General features: G+C 57.8%; 16 protein-coding genes. 12 read left to right on the forward strand and 4 right to left on the reverse strand.

Going from position 1 to position 17,353, the window contains the following annotated elements; translation table 11 throughout:
* Positions 1-101 precede the first annotated feature (101 nt).
* From lpdA to brnQ, 4 genes are all read left to right on the forward strand, one after another.
* Entirely contained in the window at positions 102-1,538 is a 1,437-nt protein-coding gene (gene lpdA / locus CKW30_RS10600) for a dihydrolipoyl dehydrogenase (RefSeq protein ID WP_016773678.1), read from the forward strand.
* A gap of 182 nt (positions 1,539-1,720) precedes the next feature.
* The gene (sucC, locus tag CKW30_RS10605) at positions 1,721-2,887 is read left to right on the forward strand and encodes an ADP-forming succinate--CoA ligase subunit beta (protein WP_016773679.1); all 1,167 of its coding nucleotides are present in this window, start codon (positions 1,721-1,723) and stop codon (positions 2,885-2,887) included.
* Entirely contained in the window at positions 2,887-3,771 is an 885-nt protein-coding gene (sucD, locus tag CKW30_RS10610; protein WP_016773680.1) for a succinate--CoA ligase subunit alpha, read from the forward strand. Before sucC ends, sucD begins: the two co-directional genes overlap by 1 nt.
* A 482-nt stretch (positions 3,772-4,253) precedes the next feature.
* Positions 4,254-5,567 (forward strand): branched-chain amino acid transport system II carrier protein, encoded by a 1,314-nt coding sequence (gene brnQ, locus CKW30_RS10615; RefSeq protein ID WP_016773681.1) that lies wholly within the window; start codon positions 4,254-4,256, stop codon positions 5,565-5,567.
* Positions 5,568-5,662: 95 nt separating this feature from the next.
* On the opposite strand, the gene CKW30_RS10620 is transcribed toward brnQ, so the two are convergent.
* Positions 5,663-6,892: a delta-60 repeat domain-containing protein gene (locus CKW30_RS10620; RefSeq protein ID WP_095180748.1), complete on the reverse strand. Its 1,230-nt coding sequence runs from the start codon at positions 6,890-6,892 to the stop codon at positions 5,663-5,665.
* A gap of 232 nt (positions 6,893-7,124) precedes the next feature.
* On the opposite strand from CKW30_RS10620, the gene CKW30_RS10625 reads away from it, so the two are divergent.
* Positions 7,125-7,862, forward strand: coding sequence for a DUF599 domain-containing protein (locus CKW30_RS10625; protein ID WP_016773682.1), 738 nt, complete (start codon positions 7,125-7,127; stop codon positions 7,860-7,862).
* Complete coding sequence (locus tag CKW30_RS10630) at positions 7,862-8,263, forward strand: MAPEG family protein (RefSeq protein ID WP_056783897.1); 402 nt, start codon at positions 7,862-7,864, stop codon at positions 8,261-8,263. The genes CKW30_RS10625 and CKW30_RS10630 overlap by 1 nt, the downstream gene beginning before the upstream one ends.
* 62 nt (positions 8,264-8,325) lie before the next feature.
* Here the strand turns inward: CKW30_RS10630 and CKW30_RS10635 are convergent, their stop codons facing one another.
* Positions 8,326-8,562 carry a hypothetical protein gene (locus CKW30_RS10635; protein WP_007959016.1) on the reverse strand — a complete coding sequence of 79 codons (237 nt, stop codon included), beginning with the start codon at positions 8,560-8,562 and terminating at the stop codon, positions 8,326-8,328.
* 158 nt (positions 8,563-8,720) lie between these two features.
* Here CKW30_RS10635 and CKW30_RS10640 point away from each other — a divergent pair, with 158 nt between their 5' ends.
* The 4 genes from CKW30_RS10640 (at position 8,721) to CKW30_RS10655 (ending at position 12,431) form a co-directional block, all read left to right on the forward strand.
* Positions 8,721-9,197 (forward strand): PaaI family thioesterase, encoded by a 477-nt coding sequence (locus CKW30_RS10640; RefSeq protein WP_024012154.1) that lies wholly within the window; start codon positions 8,721-8,723, stop codon positions 9,195-9,197.
* A complete protein-coding gene (locus tag CKW30_RS10645; RefSeq protein WP_071171477.1) occupies positions 9,194-9,646 on the forward strand; it encodes a PaaI family thioesterase in 453 nt (150 codons plus the stop codon). Before CKW30_RS10640 ends, CKW30_RS10645 begins: the two co-directional genes overlap by 4 nt.
* Positions 9,647-9,728: 82 nt before the next feature.
* A complete protein-coding gene (gene htpG, locus CKW30_RS10650; protein ID WP_071171478.1) occupies positions 9,729-11,633 on the forward strand; it encodes a molecular chaperone HtpG in 1,905 nt (634 codons plus the stop codon).
* Positions 11,634-11,702: 69 nt separating this feature from the next.
* Positions 11,703-12,431, forward strand: a complete 729-nt coding sequence (locus CKW30_RS10655; RefSeq protein WP_095180749.1) for a dienelactone hydrolase family protein — start codon at positions 11,703-11,705, stop codon at positions 12,429-12,431.
* A gap of 457 nt (positions 12,432-12,888) precedes the next feature.
* On the opposite strand, the gene CKW30_RS10660 is transcribed toward CKW30_RS10655, so the two are convergent.
* Positions 12,889-13,755, reverse strand: coding sequence for a pirin family protein (locus CKW30_RS10660; RefSeq protein WP_095180750.1), 867 nt, complete (start codon positions 13,753-13,755; stop codon positions 12,889-12,891).
* 61 nt (positions 13,756-13,816) lie between these two features.
* The gene (locus CKW30_RS10665; protein ID WP_095180751.1) at positions 13,817-14,233 is read right to left on the reverse strand and encodes an OsmC family protein; all 417 of its coding nucleotides are present in this window, start codon (positions 14,231-14,233) and stop codon (positions 13,817-13,819) included.
* A gap of 129 nt (positions 14,234-14,362) precedes the next feature.
* Between CKW30_RS10665 and CKW30_RS10670 the strand changes: the two genes are divergently transcribed.
* Together CKW30_RS10670 and CKW30_RS10675 are read left to right on the forward strand one after the other, a co-directional pair.
* Positions 14,363-15,409 (forward strand): amidohydrolase family protein, encoded by a 1,047-nt coding sequence (locus CKW30_RS10670; protein WP_056783913.1) that lies wholly within the window; start codon positions 14,363-14,365, stop codon positions 15,407-15,409.
* Positions 15,410-15,547: 138 nt separating this feature from the next.
* Positions 15,548-17,173 (forward strand): methyl-accepting chemotaxis protein, encoded by a 1,626-nt coding sequence (locus CKW30_RS10675; RefSeq protein WP_095180752.1) that lies wholly within the window; start codon positions 15,548-15,550, stop codon positions 17,171-17,173.
* Positions 17,174-17,353: the final 180 nt, after the last annotated feature.

Below are 17,353 nucleotides of genomic sequence, written 5' to 3' on the forward strand. Positions count from 1 at the left end.
CTGCAAGCTTTCAGCTACAAGCCTCAAGCTCAGGGCGAGCGGGTGGGCTTGCAGCTTGGAGCTTGCGGCTTGTAGCTTTATTGCTAAAGAGGATTTTTTGAATGTCGCAGAAATTTGACGTAGTAGTGATCGGTGCCGGCCCTGGTGGCTATGTAGCGGCCATCAAGGCTGCTCAGTTGGGCCTGACCACTGCCTGCATCGAGAAGTACACCGACGCAGAGGGCAAGCAAGCCCTGGGCGGTACCTGCCTGAACGTAGGTTGCATTCCTTCCAAGGCGCTGCTCGACAGCTCGTGGAAATACAAGGAAGCCAAAGAGAGCTTCAACGTTCACGGTATCTCGACCGGCGAAGTCAAAATGGACGTCGCTGCGATGGTTGGCCGCAAGGCTGGCATCGTCAAGAACCTGACCGGCGGCGTTGCCACCCTGTTCAAGGCCAACGGCGTTACTTCGATCCAGGGCCACGGCAAGCTGCTGGCCGGCAAGAAAGTCGAAGTCACCAAGCCGGACGGTTCGGTTGAAGTCATCGAAGCGGAAAACGTCATTCTCGCGCCAGGTTCGCGTCCGATCGACATTCCACCGGCTCCGGTTGACCAGAAAGTCATCGTCGATTCGACTGGCGCTCTGGAATTCCAGTCCGTACCTAAACGTCTGGGCGTGATCGGCGCTGGCGTGATCGGTCTGGAACTGGGTTCGGTATGGTCGCGTCTGGGGGCAGAAGTGACTGTGCTCGAAGCACTGGACACTTTCCTGATGGCAGCGGACACCGCTGTTTCCAAGGAAGCGCTGAAAACCCTGACCAAACAGGGTCTGGACATCAAGCTGGGCGCTCGCGTTACCGGTTCGAAAGTCAACGGCGAAGAAGTCGTCGTCAACTACACCGATGCCAACGGCGAACAGACCATCACTTTCGACAAGCTGATCGTAGCCGTTGGTCGCCGTCCGGTGACCACTGATCTGCTGTCTGCCGACTGCGGCGTGGAAATCGACGAGCGCGGTTTCATCGCGGTCGATGACCATTGCGTCACAGCTGTACCGGGCGTCTTCGCCATCGGTGACGTGGTTCGCGGCATGATGCTGGCCCACAAGGCTTCGGAAGAAGGCATCATGGTTGTCGAGCGCATCAAGGGCCACAAGGCTCAGATGAACTATGATTTGATCCCTTCGGTTATTTATACTCACCCGGAAATCGCGTGGGTTGGCAAAACCGAGCAGGCGCTGAAGGCCGAAGGCGTTGAAGTCAACGTCGGCACCTTCCCGTTCGCCGCTTCCGGCCGTGCCATGGCTGCCAACGATACCGGTGGTTTCGTCAAGGTCATCGCCGATGCCAAGACCGACCGCGTATTGGGCGTGCACGTGATTGGCCCAAGCGCTGCAGAACTGGTTCAGCAGGGCGCGATCGGTATGGAATTCGGCACCAGCGCTGAAGACCTGGGCATGATGGTTTTCTCCCATCCGACCCTGTCCGAAGCCTTGCACGAAGCTGCTCTGGCAGTGAATGGCGGCGCCATTCACATTGCCAACCGCAAGAAGCGTTAAGACATAATAAGAAACCACGGCGGCAACGGCCCGTCGTGAGCCTTGCGAGCAAGACTCACCGCGGAATGTCCGCCGGACGCAGTCTTGCGTAGCCCAGCTACGCAAGCAGCAGTCACAGGTGGCGCGGCACTCAAACGAGCGCAGCGCCGAATGCGCAGTACCTAACGAAGACGGTAAAAAGCATGAATCTTCACGAGTATCAGGGTAAGCAGCTGTTCGCTGAATACGGCCTGCCAGTTTCCACTGGTTACGCAGTAGACACCCCGGAAGCAGCAGCAGAAGCTTGCGACAAAATCGGCGGCAACGAGTGGGTCGTCAAAGCCCAGGTTCACGCCGGTGGTCGCGGTAAAGCGGGCGGCGTAAAGCTGGTTCGCAGCAAAGAAGACGCCAAAGCCTTCGCACAGCAGTGGCTGGGCAAGCGTCTGGTGACTTACCAGACTGACGCCAATGGCCAGCCAGTCACCAAGATCCTGGTTGAATCGTGCACTGATATCGCTAAAGAGCTGTACCTGGGCGCTGTCGTTGACCGTTCGAGCCGTCGCATCGTGTTCATGGCTTCCACCGAAGGTGGCGTGGACATCGAGAAAATCGCTCACGACACTCCAGAAAAAATTCTCAAGGCCACTATCGATCCACTGGTTGGCGCTCAGCCATCCCAGGGTCGCGAGCTGGCATTCCAGCTGGGTCTGGAAGGCAAGCAGGTCACTCAGTTCGCCAAGATCTTCGTAGGTCTGGCCAAGCTGTTCAAAGACCACGACCTGGCTCTGCTGGAAGTAAACCCGCTGGTGATCAAGGCTGACGGCGATCTGCACTGCCTCGACGCGAAGATCAACATCGACGCCAACGCCATGTACCGTCAGCCTAAGCTGAAGGCTTTCCACGATCCGTCGCAGGACGATCCGCGCGAAGCGCACGCTGCCAAGTTCGAACTGAACTACGTAGCGCTGGAAGGCAACATCGGTTGCATGGTCAACGGTGCCGGTCTGGCCATGGGCACCATGGACATCGTCAACCTGCATGGCGGCAAGCCGGCCAACTTCCTCGACGTAGGTGGTGGCGCTACCAAGGAACGCGTTACTGAAGCGTTCAAGATCATCCTGTCCGACCAGAACGTCGCGGCAGTACTGGTCAACATCTTCGGCGGCATCGTTCGCTGCGACATGATTGCCGAAGGCATCATCGGCGCCGTGAAAGAAGTCGGCGTGAAAATCCCGGTTGTTGTTCGCCTTGAAGGCAACAACGCTGAGCTGGGCGCTAAAGTACTGGCAGAAAGCGGTTTGAACATCATCGCTGCTACCAGCCTGACCGACGCTGCTCAACAAGTTGTCAAAGCTGCGGAGGGCAAATAATGAGCGTCCTGATCAATAAAGACACCAAAGTTATCTGCCAGGGTATTACCGGTTCGCAAGGTAGTTTCCACACCCAGCAAGCCATCGAATACGGCACCAAGATGGTTGGTGGCGTAACTCCGGGCAAGGGCGGCACCGAGCACCTGGGTCTGCCAGTGTTCAACACCGTAAAAGACGCAGTAGCTGCCACTGGCGCTACCGCCAGCGTGATCTACGTTCCGGCTCCGTTCTGCAAGGACTCGATCCTGGAAGCGGCATTCGGCGGCATCAAGCTGATCGTCTGCATCACCGAAGGCATTCCTACCCTGGACATGCTGGACGCCAAAGTTAAGTGCGACGAGCTGGGCGTAGTCCTGATCGGCCCTAACTGCCCAGGCGTGATCACCCCAGGCGAATGCAAGATCGGCATCATGCCAGGTCACATTCACTTGCCAGGCAAGGTCGGTATCGTTTCGCGTTCCGGCACCCTGACCTACGAAGCTGTGAAGCAGACCACTGACGCCGGTTTCGGTCAGTCGACTTGCGTCGGCATCGGTGGTGACCCGATCCCGGGCTCGAACTTCATCGACATCCTGAAGCTGTTCCAGGAAGACCCGAAGACCGAGGCGATCGTGATGATCGGCGAGATCGGCGGTTCGGCTGAAGAAGAAGCGGCTGCCTACATCAAGGCTAACGTGACCAAGCCGGTTGTTTCCTACATCGCTGGTGTGACTGCTCCTCCGGGCAAGCGCATGGGCCATGCTGGCGCAATCATCTCTGGCGGCAAAGGCACTGCAGACGAGAAATTCGCTGCGCTGCAAGACGCAGGCGTTAAAACCGTGCGTTCGCTGGCAGACATCGGCAAGGCCCTGGCCGAGCTGACTGGCTGGGAAGTGAAGAAGTAAGCTTCGTCTGACTTTTTAGCTCCAGCAACAAAGGCCACCTTCGGGTGGCCTTTGTCGTTTCTGGCGTATGAGAATTTTGAGCGCTGTTGTGGCGAGGGGATTTATCCCCGCTGGGCTGCGAAGCGGCCCCCATGCAAGCGACCATGATCAGTCAGGCAGTTTCAGCTCGGATTCTTTGGGACTGCTGCGCAGTCCAACGGGGATAAATCCCCTCGCCACAGGTTTGCTGTGATGAATACGTGTTCTCTGTATGAAAAATAGATATGTAAACGCGACACTGAAACGTCGCGTATCGGATAGTTCGCCCTCTAACAGTGCGTTTGTCAGCCAAATTCGTTAGGCTGGCCGCCATTTTTGCGTCCGCCGCCCACAAGGCAGCTACGCGCTTTAAGGGTCAGTCCCATACGGATCGACAGCATTTCCCTAATCCAACAGGGCAATCCCCCTCTAAATTCCGATTTCAGTAGTGTGGTATTACCTTAATGAAAGTTTTGAAAGGTCAGGACATCCTGGCACTTGGTTTTATGACGTTTGCCCTGTTTGTCGGGGCCGGTAACATCATTTTCCCGCCGATCGTCGGCTTGCAGGCCGGGCCTCACGTCTGGATGGCCGCACTGGGCTTTCTGATCACCGCCGTCGGTTTACCGGTGGTCACCGTAGTGGCGCTGGCCAAGGTCGGCGGTGCGATGGATGCGTTGAGCAGCCCTATCGGCAAGATCGCTGGCGGTATCCTCGCGGCGGCATGCTACCTGGCCGTGGGTCCGCTGTTCGCCACCCCGCGTACCGCGACCGTATCCTTCGAGGTAGGTCTGGCGCCGTTGACCGGCGAAAGCCCGCTGGCGTTGTTCCTCTACAGCTCGGTGTACTTCCTGCTGGTGTTCTTCATTTCGCTCTATCCTGGGCGGTTGCTGGATACCGTTGGCCGCTTCCTCGCACCGCTGAAAATCATTGCGCTGGCAGTACTGGGCATCGCCGCGTTCGCCTTGCCGGCGGGTGACATCGGTCACGGCACACCGGAATATGTGGCGGCACCGTTCTCTCAGGGCTTCATCAATGGTTACCTGACCATGGATACCCTCGGCGCACTGGTATTCGGCATCGTTATCGTCAACGCGATCCGCTCCCGTGGCGTCGAGTCGCCGGCGCTGATCACCCGTTATGCGATCATCGCCGGGCTGATTGCTGGCGTGGGGCTGGCACTGGTCTACGTCAGCCTGTTCCGTCTCGGTTCCGGCAGCCATGAAGTCGCGGTCGGCGCCACCAACGGCGCGGCGGTGTTGCATGCCTACGTGCAACACACCTTCGGTTCGCTGGGTAGCGGTTTCCTTGCGGTGCTGATCTCGCTGGCGTGTCTGGTCACGGCGGTCGGTCTGACCTGTGCCTGTGCTGAATACTTCAGCCGTGTGCTGCCACTGTCCTACAAGACGCTGGTGATTATCCTCGCGGCGTTCTCGCTGCTGGTCTCCAACCTCGGTCTGACCAAGCTCATTGCTTTCTCGATTCCGGTACTCACCGCGATCTACCCGCCGTGCATCGTTCTGGTCGCACTGAGCTTCTGCAAGGATTTCTGGCATGAGCACGGGCGCATTCTTGGCCCGGTGATGCTGGTTTCCTTCGTTTTCGGCACCATCGACGCCCTGAAAGGCGCTGGTCTGGCCGACTGGATGCCAACTCAGCTGACCCATCTGCCGCTGAGCGAGCAAGGGCTGGCATGGCTGGTGCCATGCGTGATGACCCTGGTGGTCGCCGTGGTCTGTGATCGCCTGCTGGGCAAGCGCAGCGAAGTCACTGCCTGACGTGATGTGACCCGCCACAAGCGGGTCAGGCACGGTTAAACAGAAATGCCCAGTATCAATCGATACGGGGCATTTTTTATCAGAGCTGATAATCCTCAACCCAGATAACGTACGACCAGAGCTCCCACATTGACGTTGTCGCTGTCACGGCTCAGGAGTATTCGCTTGTCGGGCTGCACTGCCACCGAGATCCATTGCATACCGGGCCCCATAGAGTGAGTAACGTATCCCTTGCCGTCCCCAAAGGTTGTGTCCAGTTCACCCGTTGCCAGATAGCGGCAGGCAAGCATTTGCTCCCTGGTTATTTGCCCTGTACTCCCCACCACAACCAAACCATCCTCAGGTTCCCCACTTAGATCGAACAAAGTGCAACCGTCGGTTAATCCAAGATCAGTGACAACAGGCTTACCCTGATTGAATGCGAGATTTGGTCTACCGTTCGGGTTGTACGCGGCCATCATTGCTTTGCGTCCTTTCCCCCAAACGTCGTTGGGGGATGTGTCGACCTGGCCAGCAACAAAGAAGCTGCCGTCAGCACGTAACATCAGGCTTCGTACGCTGACCGGGTAATCCGATGGAATGTAGACGGTCCCGGTGCCATCATCGCCGAAGTCTTTATGGGGCGTTCCATCGACGTTCAGGCGCACAATCTTCCCTTCTCCAGCCCTCGAACCTGCAACTGTGATTACTCCATCCTCTGCTACTGAAATCGAAGCAATGCCCATTGCAAGATCCAGCCAGCCTTTGTTGTTGAAAGCGGTATCGAAATCTCCATTCTGATCAAGTCTGAACAGTCGGTCGCTTTGACCGACGAGTATTTTTTCATCAGCAGTCAGTACTAACCTGGTTCTGGATTGCGACGTGATGGAAGCTTCCGGTTTTGGCAATTGCGATTCGGACTGTGGCAGGAAAGGGACGTAAACCGTCCCATCGGGACCGAAATCGCGATCTCTTTCACCATCAGCGAAGAATCTGGCAAGCGCAAATCGGGTTCCTTGGTCCTCAGCATATTGATACCCAAAAAGCAGCGTCTTGCCGTCTTTATAAAGACAGGCGCCAGTTCCGCTGGCTTGTCCCGAACCTGTAAACGTACCTACGATCAAACCGTTTTCGTTGAAGCCAGTATCGTTAGTACCGTCCGCGAGTAATTGCGCCAAATGAAAACTGACTTTGCCCTCTACAACAGTTTGTCCCACGAGAAGGATCTTTCCATCCGGGCGCAAGCCTGCGATTTTCAAAGCCTGGCTTCCCGTAGCAAATGACTCGGCGTACCCCCGGTTGCCAAACGTTGTGTCAATGGGCAGCGCAGCGTTCAAAGGTCTCATGCTCAAATCCTTGTCTGATAGGGGAGCGGTCAGTGTTCCCGTTTGAGAAAACGACCTTATGCCTCGCCATACCCTCGGCGCTACTGTCAGAGTTGACAGGTATAAGCCTCTGAAAACTGATAGCTGGGGTCTATTTTGAATAAATTTGACTCTTCAATGAGCGTGTCTTTTTACGAGCCAACACGTCGAAACGAAGGGTTCCCTCCATCATTCCTCTTGCTCAGGACAACGAATGTCGTTCATCCAAGCCAATCTGATCCACTTGCTCGCCGCCGTCTGGTTTGTCGTCTGCTGGGGCGGTTACACCCGTTATGCCACCTGGAAGGCCCGTGATACGGCGTGTCTGGCCAGCGTGTTGCACCTGTACCGCGAAGACTGGATGCGCCGCATGCTGCTGCGTGACAACCGCATCGCCGATGCCAGCGTGATCGGCAATCTGGAACGCAACGCGTCGTTCTTCGCCTCCAGCACGCTGATCATCCTCGCCGGTATCCTCACCGTGCTCGGTGCGTCCGACCGAGCCGTGTCGTTGTTGGCGGATATTCCGATGGTGCAGCAGGCGTCGCAGGGCATGTCGGAGATCAAGTTGCTGTGTCTGGCACTGGTGTTCGTCTATGCGTTCTTTACTTTCAGCTGGTGCATGCGCCAATACAACTTCGCTGCGATTCTGGTCGGTTCAGCGCCGATGATCGGTGAGCGCCAAGTGACTGAACAAGAACGCAAGGCGTTCGCTTCGCGGGCGGCGCGGGTGATTTCGATGGCGGCCAACCAGTTCAACTTCGGCCTGCGTTCTTATTACTTCGGCATGAGTATGCTGGCGTGGTTCGTCAGCCCGTGGCTGTTCATGATCATGAGCGCGGGAGTCGTGGTGGTTTTGTATCGCCGCGAGTTTCATTCCGACGTTCTCGATGTCATGGTCTATACCCCTACAGAGGCGCCCGTCCCTGAGGCGAACAAAGAGGCTGTTTGATGAGTATTCCGTTCTGGTGTGTGTTTATCAGTGCTTTATTGATCTATGTGGCGCGTATGCCGGTGGCCAAGGCCATGAAAGAGCAGGGCGGGTATGACAATCACTTGCCGCGGCAGCAGCAGGCGCAGTTGACTGGCTTCGGTGCGAGGGCGCTGGCGGCCCATCAGAACAGCATCGAAGCCTTCATCCTCTTCGCCGTCGGCGTGCTGATGGCGCATACCACGCAAACCGCGGGTTGGCTGATCGATGCGCTGGCGATCATCTTCGTGATCTCGCGGATTTTCTATCTGTGGTTCTATCTGGCCGACCTGGCGAAGTTGCGCAGCCTGATGTGGCTAGTTGGCTTCATCTGTTCGTTGTTGCTGATGATTAGTCCGACTTTTAGAACCGTGTTGCTCTAACCGGTAAATCGCAGGCAAAAGAAAACCCGCACTTGGCGGGTTTTCCTTTCACACCACAAAGCTTATTGCTTTTTGGCGGCTTCTTCTTGAGCAGCGGCGTTCGATTCAGCCTGAGCTTTGGCAGCTTCGGCGTTTTCTTTTGCTGCGTCGTTCACTTTATCCTGAGCTTTGTTCATGTCTTGCTGAGCTTGCTCAGCATGTTGGTTTGCATCTTGAGCTTTGTCCTCGGATTTTTTATCGCAGGCAGCGAGACCGAGGGAAGCGGTCAACATCAAGGCAATAGCTAAAGTCTTACGCATGGGGTGTATCTCCTTATGGAAAATAACTACTGGCCTTAAGAACTCGGCGCTGCGGGTTAAGTTCCTCAATTGTTTCAGATATATAAGTTTGTTTTATCACGGAACTTTTGCCGCTTTTCTCACTACTGGCACAAGGCCCAAACGCGAGTAATTATCACATGGCCGAAAACCCCGTTTTTGAGCGCGCGACGCGCTTTTTATCGGCATTGCGCCACTGTCAGGTCTTGGGTTTGCAGGTGCACAGTGCCTCCAGCGAAGGGCTGACGGTGATCCTGCCGTACAGCGAAAAAATCGTCGGCAATCCCGAAACCGGAGTCATCCATGGCGGCGCCATCACTTCGCTGATGGACACCGCCTGCGGCATGTCGACCCTGTGCGTGCTGCCGGAGTTCGAAGTCTGTCCGACCCTCGATCTGCGCATCGACTACATGCACGCCGCTGAACCGAACAAAGCCGTGTACGGCTTTGCCCAGTGCTATCGCGTCACCACCGATGTGATCTTTGCCCGTGGTTTTGCCTACCAGGACGATCCCGAGCAACCGATTGCCCACGTCGTCGGCACATTCATGCGCATGGGCATCGGTCTGAAGGGCAGCAAGGGTTTCGCGGGCGCGATCAAGGGAGCGAGCCAATGAGCAACGAACTCAGGGAGCAGCTGCAACAGGCCCATGCACAGGGCGATTACACGCCGCTGCTGGCACTGATTCCTTATGCCGGGCTGATCGGTATCGAGTGCTCGCGAGTCGGCGATGAGTTGCTGTTCAAACTGCCGGCGAACAAGGACAACATTGGTAACCCTTTATTGCCGGCGATCCATGGTGGCGTGATTGCCGGCTTCATGGAGCTGGCCGCAGCCCTGCATTTGCTGATTTTCACCGGCACGCCGGGTGTGCCGAAGATCATCGATTTTTCCCTCGATTACCTGCGCGCCGGGCAGTTTCGCGACACCTGGGCCAGGTGTCAGGTCTGCCGTCAGGGCCGTCGCGTCGCTAACGTAGCGGTCACTGCCTGGCAGAGTACCGAGGCCGAACCGATCGCCACCGCCCGCGCGCACTTCAAAATTGATGAGCCCTTGAAATCCTGAACAGCGCCCCCAACTCAGATGACAACCCGCCGCAGACCATTTCGGGTCGCGGCCACTGCCATCTGATTGGAGTTTGATGACCATGAGTGTGGAAACTCAAAAGGAAACCCTGGGCTTCCAGACCGAGGTAAAGCAGCTGCTGCACCTCATGATCCATTCGCTGTATTCGAATAAGGAAATTTTCCTTCGCGAATTGATCTCGAACGCCTCTGACGCTGTCGACAAGCTGCGCTTCGAAGCCCTGGCCAAGCCTGAGTTGCTCGAAGGTGGCGCTGACCTGAAAATCCGTGTGAGCTTCGACAAGGACGCCAAGACCGTCACCCTCGAAGACAACGGTATCGGCATGAACCGTGACGATGTGATCACCCACCTGGGTACCATCGCCAAATCCGGCACCGCCGATTTCATGAAAAACCTGTCCGGCGATCAGAAGAAAGATTCGCACCTGATCGGCCAGTTCGGTGTCGGCTTCTATTCGGCCTTCATCGTCGCCGACAAGGTTGATGTATATAGCCGTCGCGCCGGCACTGCCGCCAGCGAAGGCGTGCACTGGTCGTCGAAAGGCGAGGGCGAGTTCGAAGTCGCCACCATCGATAAGCCAGAGCGCGGTACCCGCATCGTCCTGCACCTGAAATCCGGTGAAGACGAATTCGCGGATGGCTGGCGTCTGCGCAACATCATCAAGAAGTACTCCGACCACATCGCTTTGCCGATCGAACTGCCGAAGGAAGTCACTCCGGCCGAAGGCGAAGAGGCTCCGGCCGTTGAATGGGAAACCGTCAACCGCGCCAGCGCCCTGTGGACCCGTCCGCGCACTGAAGTCAAAGACGAGGAATATCAGGAGTTCTACAAACACATCGCTCACGACTTCGAGAATCCGCTGTCGTGGAGCCACAACAAGGTTGAAGGCAAGCTCGAGTACAGCTCGCTGCTGTACGTGCCGGCCCGCGCGCCGTTCGACCTGTACCAGCGTGAAGCGCCGAAGGGCCTGAAGCTTTACGTGCAGCGTGTGTTTGTAATGGATCAGGCCGAGTCGTTCCTGCCGCTGTACCTGCGCTTCATCAAAGGCGTGGTCGATTCCAACGACCTGTCGCTGAACGTGTCGCGTGAAATCCTGCAGAAAGACCCGATCATCGATTCGATGAAAACCGCGCTGACCAAGCGTGTGCTCGACATGCTGGAAAAACTGGCGAAGAACGAACCTGAGCAATACAAGGGCTTCTGGAAAAATTTCGGTCAGGTCATGAAAGAAGGCCCGGCAGAAGATTTCGCCAACAAAGAGAAAATTGCCGGTCTGCTGCGTTTCGCATCGACCCAGGGCGACGACGGCGAGCAGGTTGTCGGTCTGGCTGACTACCTGGCCCGCGCCAAGGAAGGTCAGGACAAGATCTACTACCTCACCGGCGAAACCTACGCGCAGGTCAAGAACAGCCCGCACCTGGAAGTCTTCCGCAAGAAAGGCATCGAAGTGCTGCTGCTGACCGATCGCATCGACGAGTGGCTGATGAGCTACCTCAGCGAATTCGACGGCAAGACTTTTGTCGATGTGGCGCGCGGTGACCTCGATCTGGGCAACCTGGACTCGGAAGAGGACAAGAAAGCTGCAGAAGAAGTCGCCAAGTCCAAAGAGGGTCTGGTCGAGCGTCTGAAGACCGCGCTGGGCGATTCCGTGGCTGAAGTCCGCGTATCCCATCGTCTGACCGATTCGCCGGCCATTCTGGCCATCGGCGAACAGGATCTGGGTCTGCAAATGCGCCAGATTCTCGAAGCCAGCGGGCAGAAAGTCCCGGATTCGAAACCGATTTTCGAATTCAACCCGAGCCACCCGCTGATCGAGAAACTCGATGGCGAACAGAGCGAAGAGCGTTTTGGCGATCTGTCGCACATCCTCTTCGATCAGGCCGCCCTGGCGGCGGGCGACAGCTTGAAGGATCCGGCCGCTTATGTGCGCCGGCTGAACAAGCTGCTGGTTGAACTGTCGGTTTGATCACGTTGTAGGAAAAACCCGCTTCGGCGGGTTTTTTCATTCTGGTGTTTACACAATCAGGAGTCAGAAATGAGCCAAGTCACTGTACGTTCCGTGGTCTATCAGATTGACGGCCAGACCTACGAAGGTCGCCTGGCGTTCGACGCCGAGCACAAGGGCGCGCGCCCGGGTTTGCTGATGGCGCCGAACTGGATGGGCGTCAGCGCCGGTGCTGAAGACATTGCCAAAACGGTGGCGGCCGAGGGCTACGTGGTGCTGATCGCGGATGTCTACGGCCAGAGCGTGCGTCCGCAGAACGCTGATGAGGCGCTGGCAGCGATGATGCCGCTCAAGGACGACCGCGCGCTGTTGCGCAAACGTCTGCAAGTGGCATTTGAGCAATTGCAGAGCCAGGGCGAAGCGGCAGTGGATACCTCGAAACTGGCGGTGTTCGGTTTCTGCTTCGGTGGTTGCTGTGCGCTGGATCTGGCCCGCACCGGCGCGCCGGTAAAAGCGGCGGTGTCGTTCCACGGCACGCTGGATTCGCCGAACCCGGCGGATGCGCAGAACATCAAGGGCTCGGTGCTGGTGCTGCATGGCGCGTCCGATCCATTGGTGCCGAAAGAGCAACTGCCAGCGTTCGAAGATGAAATGAACGCGGCGAAAGTCGACTGGCAACTGCTGAGCTACGGCGGCGCGGTGCACTCGTTTACCGATCCGCACGCCAATGTGCCGGGCAAGATGATGTACGACGAAAAGACCGCCAAGCGCGCGTTCAAGTCGATGCATGATTTGCTGGATGAAGTGTTCAACGGCTAAAAGCGAAAAGCCCCTCACCCTAGCCCTCTCCCGGAGGGAGAGGGGACTGATTGGGGGTTGCTGGGGAGTGGCGTCGACCTGAACGTGAATAGGCGAATCCATAATCGCCGAGACTTTTCAGGTCGATGTATAACGCAAGACGCCTCGGTCGGCTCCCTATCCCTCTGGGATAGGCGACTGATTGAGGGTTGCTCGGGAGTGACGTCGACCTGAACTTGAATAGGCGAATCCATAATCGCCGGGATTTTTCAGGTCGATGTATAAAGCAAGGCGCCTCGGTCGGCTCCCTATCCCTCTGGGAGAGGGGACTGATTGAGGGTTGCTCGGGAGTGGCGTCGACCTGAACGTGAATAGGCGAATCCATAATCGCCGAGACTTTTCAGGTCGATGTATAACGCAAGACGCCTCGGTCGGCTCCCTCTCCCTCTGGGAGAGGGCTGGGGTGAGGGTAAGCGGCCTAGCGCGGTAGTTCGATCCGCTCGACTTCCCCCGGCACCGTCGGCCAATCCCCGGCCGCCCACTTGCGCCGTGCCTCATCAATCGCCGCCGGATCGCTTGCAACAAAATTCCAGTTGATCCGTCTCGGCCCATCCAGCGCCGCGCCGCCGAACACCACGGCGTGTACATCGGTTTCGGCAAACAGGCTCATCTCTTCGCCAACCGGCAACACCACCAGCGCATGCGGCTCGATCGCCTCGCCATTCAACTGCGCATCCCCGCTCAACACATACACCGCGCGTTCTTCATGCTCGGCCGGAATCAGCAATGTGGTCGCGGTCTGCATCTTCACTTCCGCATACAACGTAGGAGAAAGCACCGGGACCGGCGATTCCAGGCAAAAGCCTGACCCGGCAATCATGCGAATCTGCACGCCGAGGTTATCGCTGACCGGCAACGTCGCTGCCGGGTGATGACTGTAATGCCCCGGGCCTTCTTCGTGTGCCTTGGGCGAGGCGAGCCAGACTTGCAGGCCGTGCAGAGTGAAGGTCTCGGCGAGCAGTGGCGCAGGCGTGCGCTCGACGTGGGCGATGGCGCTGCCAGCGGTCATCCAGCTGACATCGCCGGCGCCGACCACCTGATCGGAGCCCAGACTGTCTTTGTGCTGCAATTGCCCTTCGAACAGATAGGTAAGTGTCGACAGGCCAATGTGCGGATGCTGTCGGATATCCATGCCTTTACCCGTCGGATAAATCGTCTCGAGCATGTGGTCGAAAAACACGAAAGGCCCGACGTTGCGGCATTTGGCTGACGGCAGCGGGCGCAGAATCGGCTGGCCTTCGACGTCTTCGGCGCGCGGGCGGATGATCAGGAGTGGCGTGTCCATGGTGCATTCCAGGCTGAGCGGGTGATGCCAGAAGCATAACCCGCCGCTGGCATTGGGAGGATTATTGGCTGTCGAAGCCTTGTGGTGCGTGGGTTTCGATACTGACTTCGCTGGTGGTCATCAATTTGTGAATCGGGCAGCGATCGGCCACACGCAGCAGTTCCTCGCGCTGAGCGTCGGTCAGTACACCTTTGAGGGTGAGGGTGACATGCAGGGCGTATTTGCCTTTCTGCTCTTGGCTGTTGTCGCGCTTCACTTCGACTCCCACGCCGGTCAGCGGGATGTCTTTTTTCTTCGCGTACATCTTCAGGGTCAGCGCTTTACAGGCGCCAAGGGCGGCGTCGAAGTAGTCGTGTGGCTCTGGCGCGGTGCCTTCACCCCCGGCGGCTTTCGGTACATCGGCAAACAATTCGTGGTCGTCGATCTGGACGGTGTGACGAAAACCTTCGGCAGAGACGGTATTGACGGTAACAGTCATGGAAACCTCACAGGCGGCAGGAAAAATCGTTCGATCAAAACAGACCTTGCAGTTATAGAGCATTCGCGGCAGTGGGCGTTCCGCTTTTCGGCAGGGATGAACCCTTGTCGTTCGGGCGCGGTCTAGGCTATGCCCATCTGCCGGAGATTACTTGTGTCCTTGTCTCGTCTGAGTCTTGCCTGTCTGCTGCTGTTCGCTGGCAGCGCCAGTGCCCGCGAATACACCTACAGCGATGCGCACCTGCATTACGTGGATTTTTTCCAGGAAAGCGCCGGCATGCAGAAATTGCTCACGGCCATGAAGGACAATTCCATCGAGCACGTGATGATTTCCGGCATTCCCGTGGCGAAGAAATGGCACGAAGACGAACCCAAGCGTCCGCGCTACTACGCCGGCGATGACGCCGATGCCTATTGGTACAGCGCCACTGACGTGATCGTTGCCGACGCGGTGGAAAAGCTCGCGCCGGAGCAGCGCCAGTACTTTCATCCGTTCCTGTCCGGCTTCAATCCCAATGACAAGAATTCCGCCGCGCACATCCAGCGCATGCTCGACCTGTATCCGGGGTTGTGGCAGGGCATCGGCGAGGTGTTCACCCGGCACGATGATCTGACGGCGCTGACCTCCGGCGACACGCCTCGAGCGAACAACGAGGCAATGACCAAGATCTATCACCTCGCTGCGGAAAACGATCTGCCGGTGATGCTGCACTCCAACATCACTTCCAAGCGTGAGAAAAATCCGCTGTACCTGAAGGAAGTCGAAGAGCCGCTGCGCAATCATCCGCACACGCGATTCATCTGGGCGCATGCCGGCACCAGTGCCGAGATCCATCGGCATCAGACCCAGTTGCCGTTTCTCCTGCCAACCCTGACGCGCATGCTTGAGGCTTATCCGAATCTGTTTATCGACCTGTCGTGGAGCATGCTCACGCCGTATCTGCTGGACGAGCAGGGCAAGCCGCGCGCCGAATGGCTGGCGCTGGTGGAAAAGTATCCCGAGCGCTTCATGCTCGGCTCTGACGTGGTAGGACGGTTCAATAAGCTCGGTCAGGAAATGCACAGCTACAAGCCGTTTCTCGATGCGCTGCCGGAAGGGGTAGCGCGCAAAGTCGCGCGGGATAACTTCCTGGCGATATTGCCGCGCAACACTGGTAGACCCGCCGGTCCGCGCTGAAACGTCAAAGCCATGAGTTCGGACTAGCCGCTCGTTTGCCTATCGCTTTTTCGTCTTACGCAATTTCACGGCAATGCCGATACCTTCTAAAGCAACCCGCTGCAGGCTGATGCAGCGCTTTTGGAAGGAGCCAGAGTGATGAATATCCGTAGTCTCAATATTGCCCCGCGCGCAGGTCTGGGTTTTGGCCTGCTGGCCCTGATGGTGTTTGCCCTCGGCGCGTTCGCCTTGCTGCAAATGTCGAACATGCGTGCGCAGTCCGATGAAGTCGACAACAACTGGCTGCCAAGCGTGATGGCGGTCGGTGAAATGAGTCAGGACATGCTGCGCCTGCGTGCGCTGACCATGCGCCTGTTGCTCAACCGTGACCCCAAGGCACTGGAGCAGAATGTCGCCAAGCTCGACGAACTGCGCAGTGGCTTGAGCGAAGCGCAGCAGCGTTATGACGGTCTGATCGTGCTGCCTGAAGAGCGCGTATTGTTCGAACGCTTCAAGGGCACCGAGCACAAATACCTTGAGCTTCAGGCACAAGTCCTACAGCTGTCGGCGCAGAATCGGGTCGCTGAGGCTGCGACGATTCTCAATGATCAGATGAGCCCGCTGGCCGATGAAATCGCCGCCACTTTGCGTGAGCTGGTCGAGTTGAATAAACAGAATGCCGGTCTGGCCACTGAGGCCGCGCGGCTGGTGTTCAAGCAATCGCGGCTATGGGTCGCAGTAATGATCGCCATGGCTGCGCTGATTACTGTCGGCCTGGCGTTGCTGCTGACGCGCAGCATCGTCGTGCCATTGTCGCAATCGCTCAGCGTGGCCGAGGTGGTGGCCGGTGGGGATTTGACCGGTGACATTCACATCGCTGGCAAAGACGAGCCGGCGCGTCTGCTGCAAGCGTTGAAAAGCATGCAGCACAATCTGCGCGACACGATCCGGCGCATCTCCGAGTCGTCAACGCAGTTGGCCTCGGCAGCCGAAGAACTCAGCAGTGTCACCGAAGACGCCACTCGCGGCCTGCATCAGCAGAGCCAGGAAATCGAACAGGCCGCCACTGCGGTCAACCAGATGACAGCAGCGGTGGAAGAGGTGGCGAACAACGCCGTGGCCACGTCCGAAGCCTCCCGCGAGTCCGACCGCATCGCCCGGCAAGGGCGCGAGCAAGTGCAGCAGACGGTGACGTCGATCGAGTTTCTCGCTGGCGATGTCACCAATAATGCCGCGCAGGTCGAGGCGCTGGCGCAAAAGGTTCATGGCATCAGCAAAGTGCTGGACGTGATTCGCTCGATCGCTGAACAAACCAATCTGCTCGCCCTCAACGCCGCGATCGAAGCCGCGCGCGCCGGTGATGCCGGGCGTGGCTTTGCAGTAGTGGCAGATGAAGTGCGGGCGCTGGCGCATCGCACCCAGCAGTCGACCCAGGAAATCGAGCAAATGATCGGCGGGATCCAGCAGGGCACCGATTCAGCGGTCAGTTCGATGCAGCAAAGCAACTCAAGGGCGCGCTCGACCCTCGAGCTGGCGAAGAGCGCAGGCTCGGCCCTGGAGGAAATCGCCTCGGCGTTTACCTTGATCAACGAGCGCAATCTGGTCATCGCCAGCGCCTCGGAACAGCAGGCAGCGGTGGCGCGGGAGGTGGATCGCAACCTGATGAATATTCGTGATCTGGCGATGCAGACATCGGCTGGGGCCAATCAGACCAGTGCGGCGAGTCAGGAGTTGTCGAAGTTGGCGGTGGATCTGAACGGGATGGTGGCGCGGTTTTCGGTGTGAGTTTGACCTTCAAAAGCCCCTCACCCTAACCCTCTCCCGGAGGGAGAGGGGACTAATCGTGCGATGCTTTGGAATCCATATTCGACTCGGTTTCTCAGGTCGATGGTTAGCGGCAGACACCTCGGTCGGCTCCCTCTCCCTCGGGAGAGGGCTGGGGTGAGGGGTAGGGCCGCCGCGCAG

The sequence above is a fragment of the Pseudomonas sp. Irchel 3F6 genome (assembly GCF_900187595.1).
Taxonomy (GTDB): Bacteria; Pseudomonadota; Gammaproteobacteria; order Pseudomonadales; family Pseudomonadaceae; genus Aquipseudomonas; species Aquipseudomonas siliginis.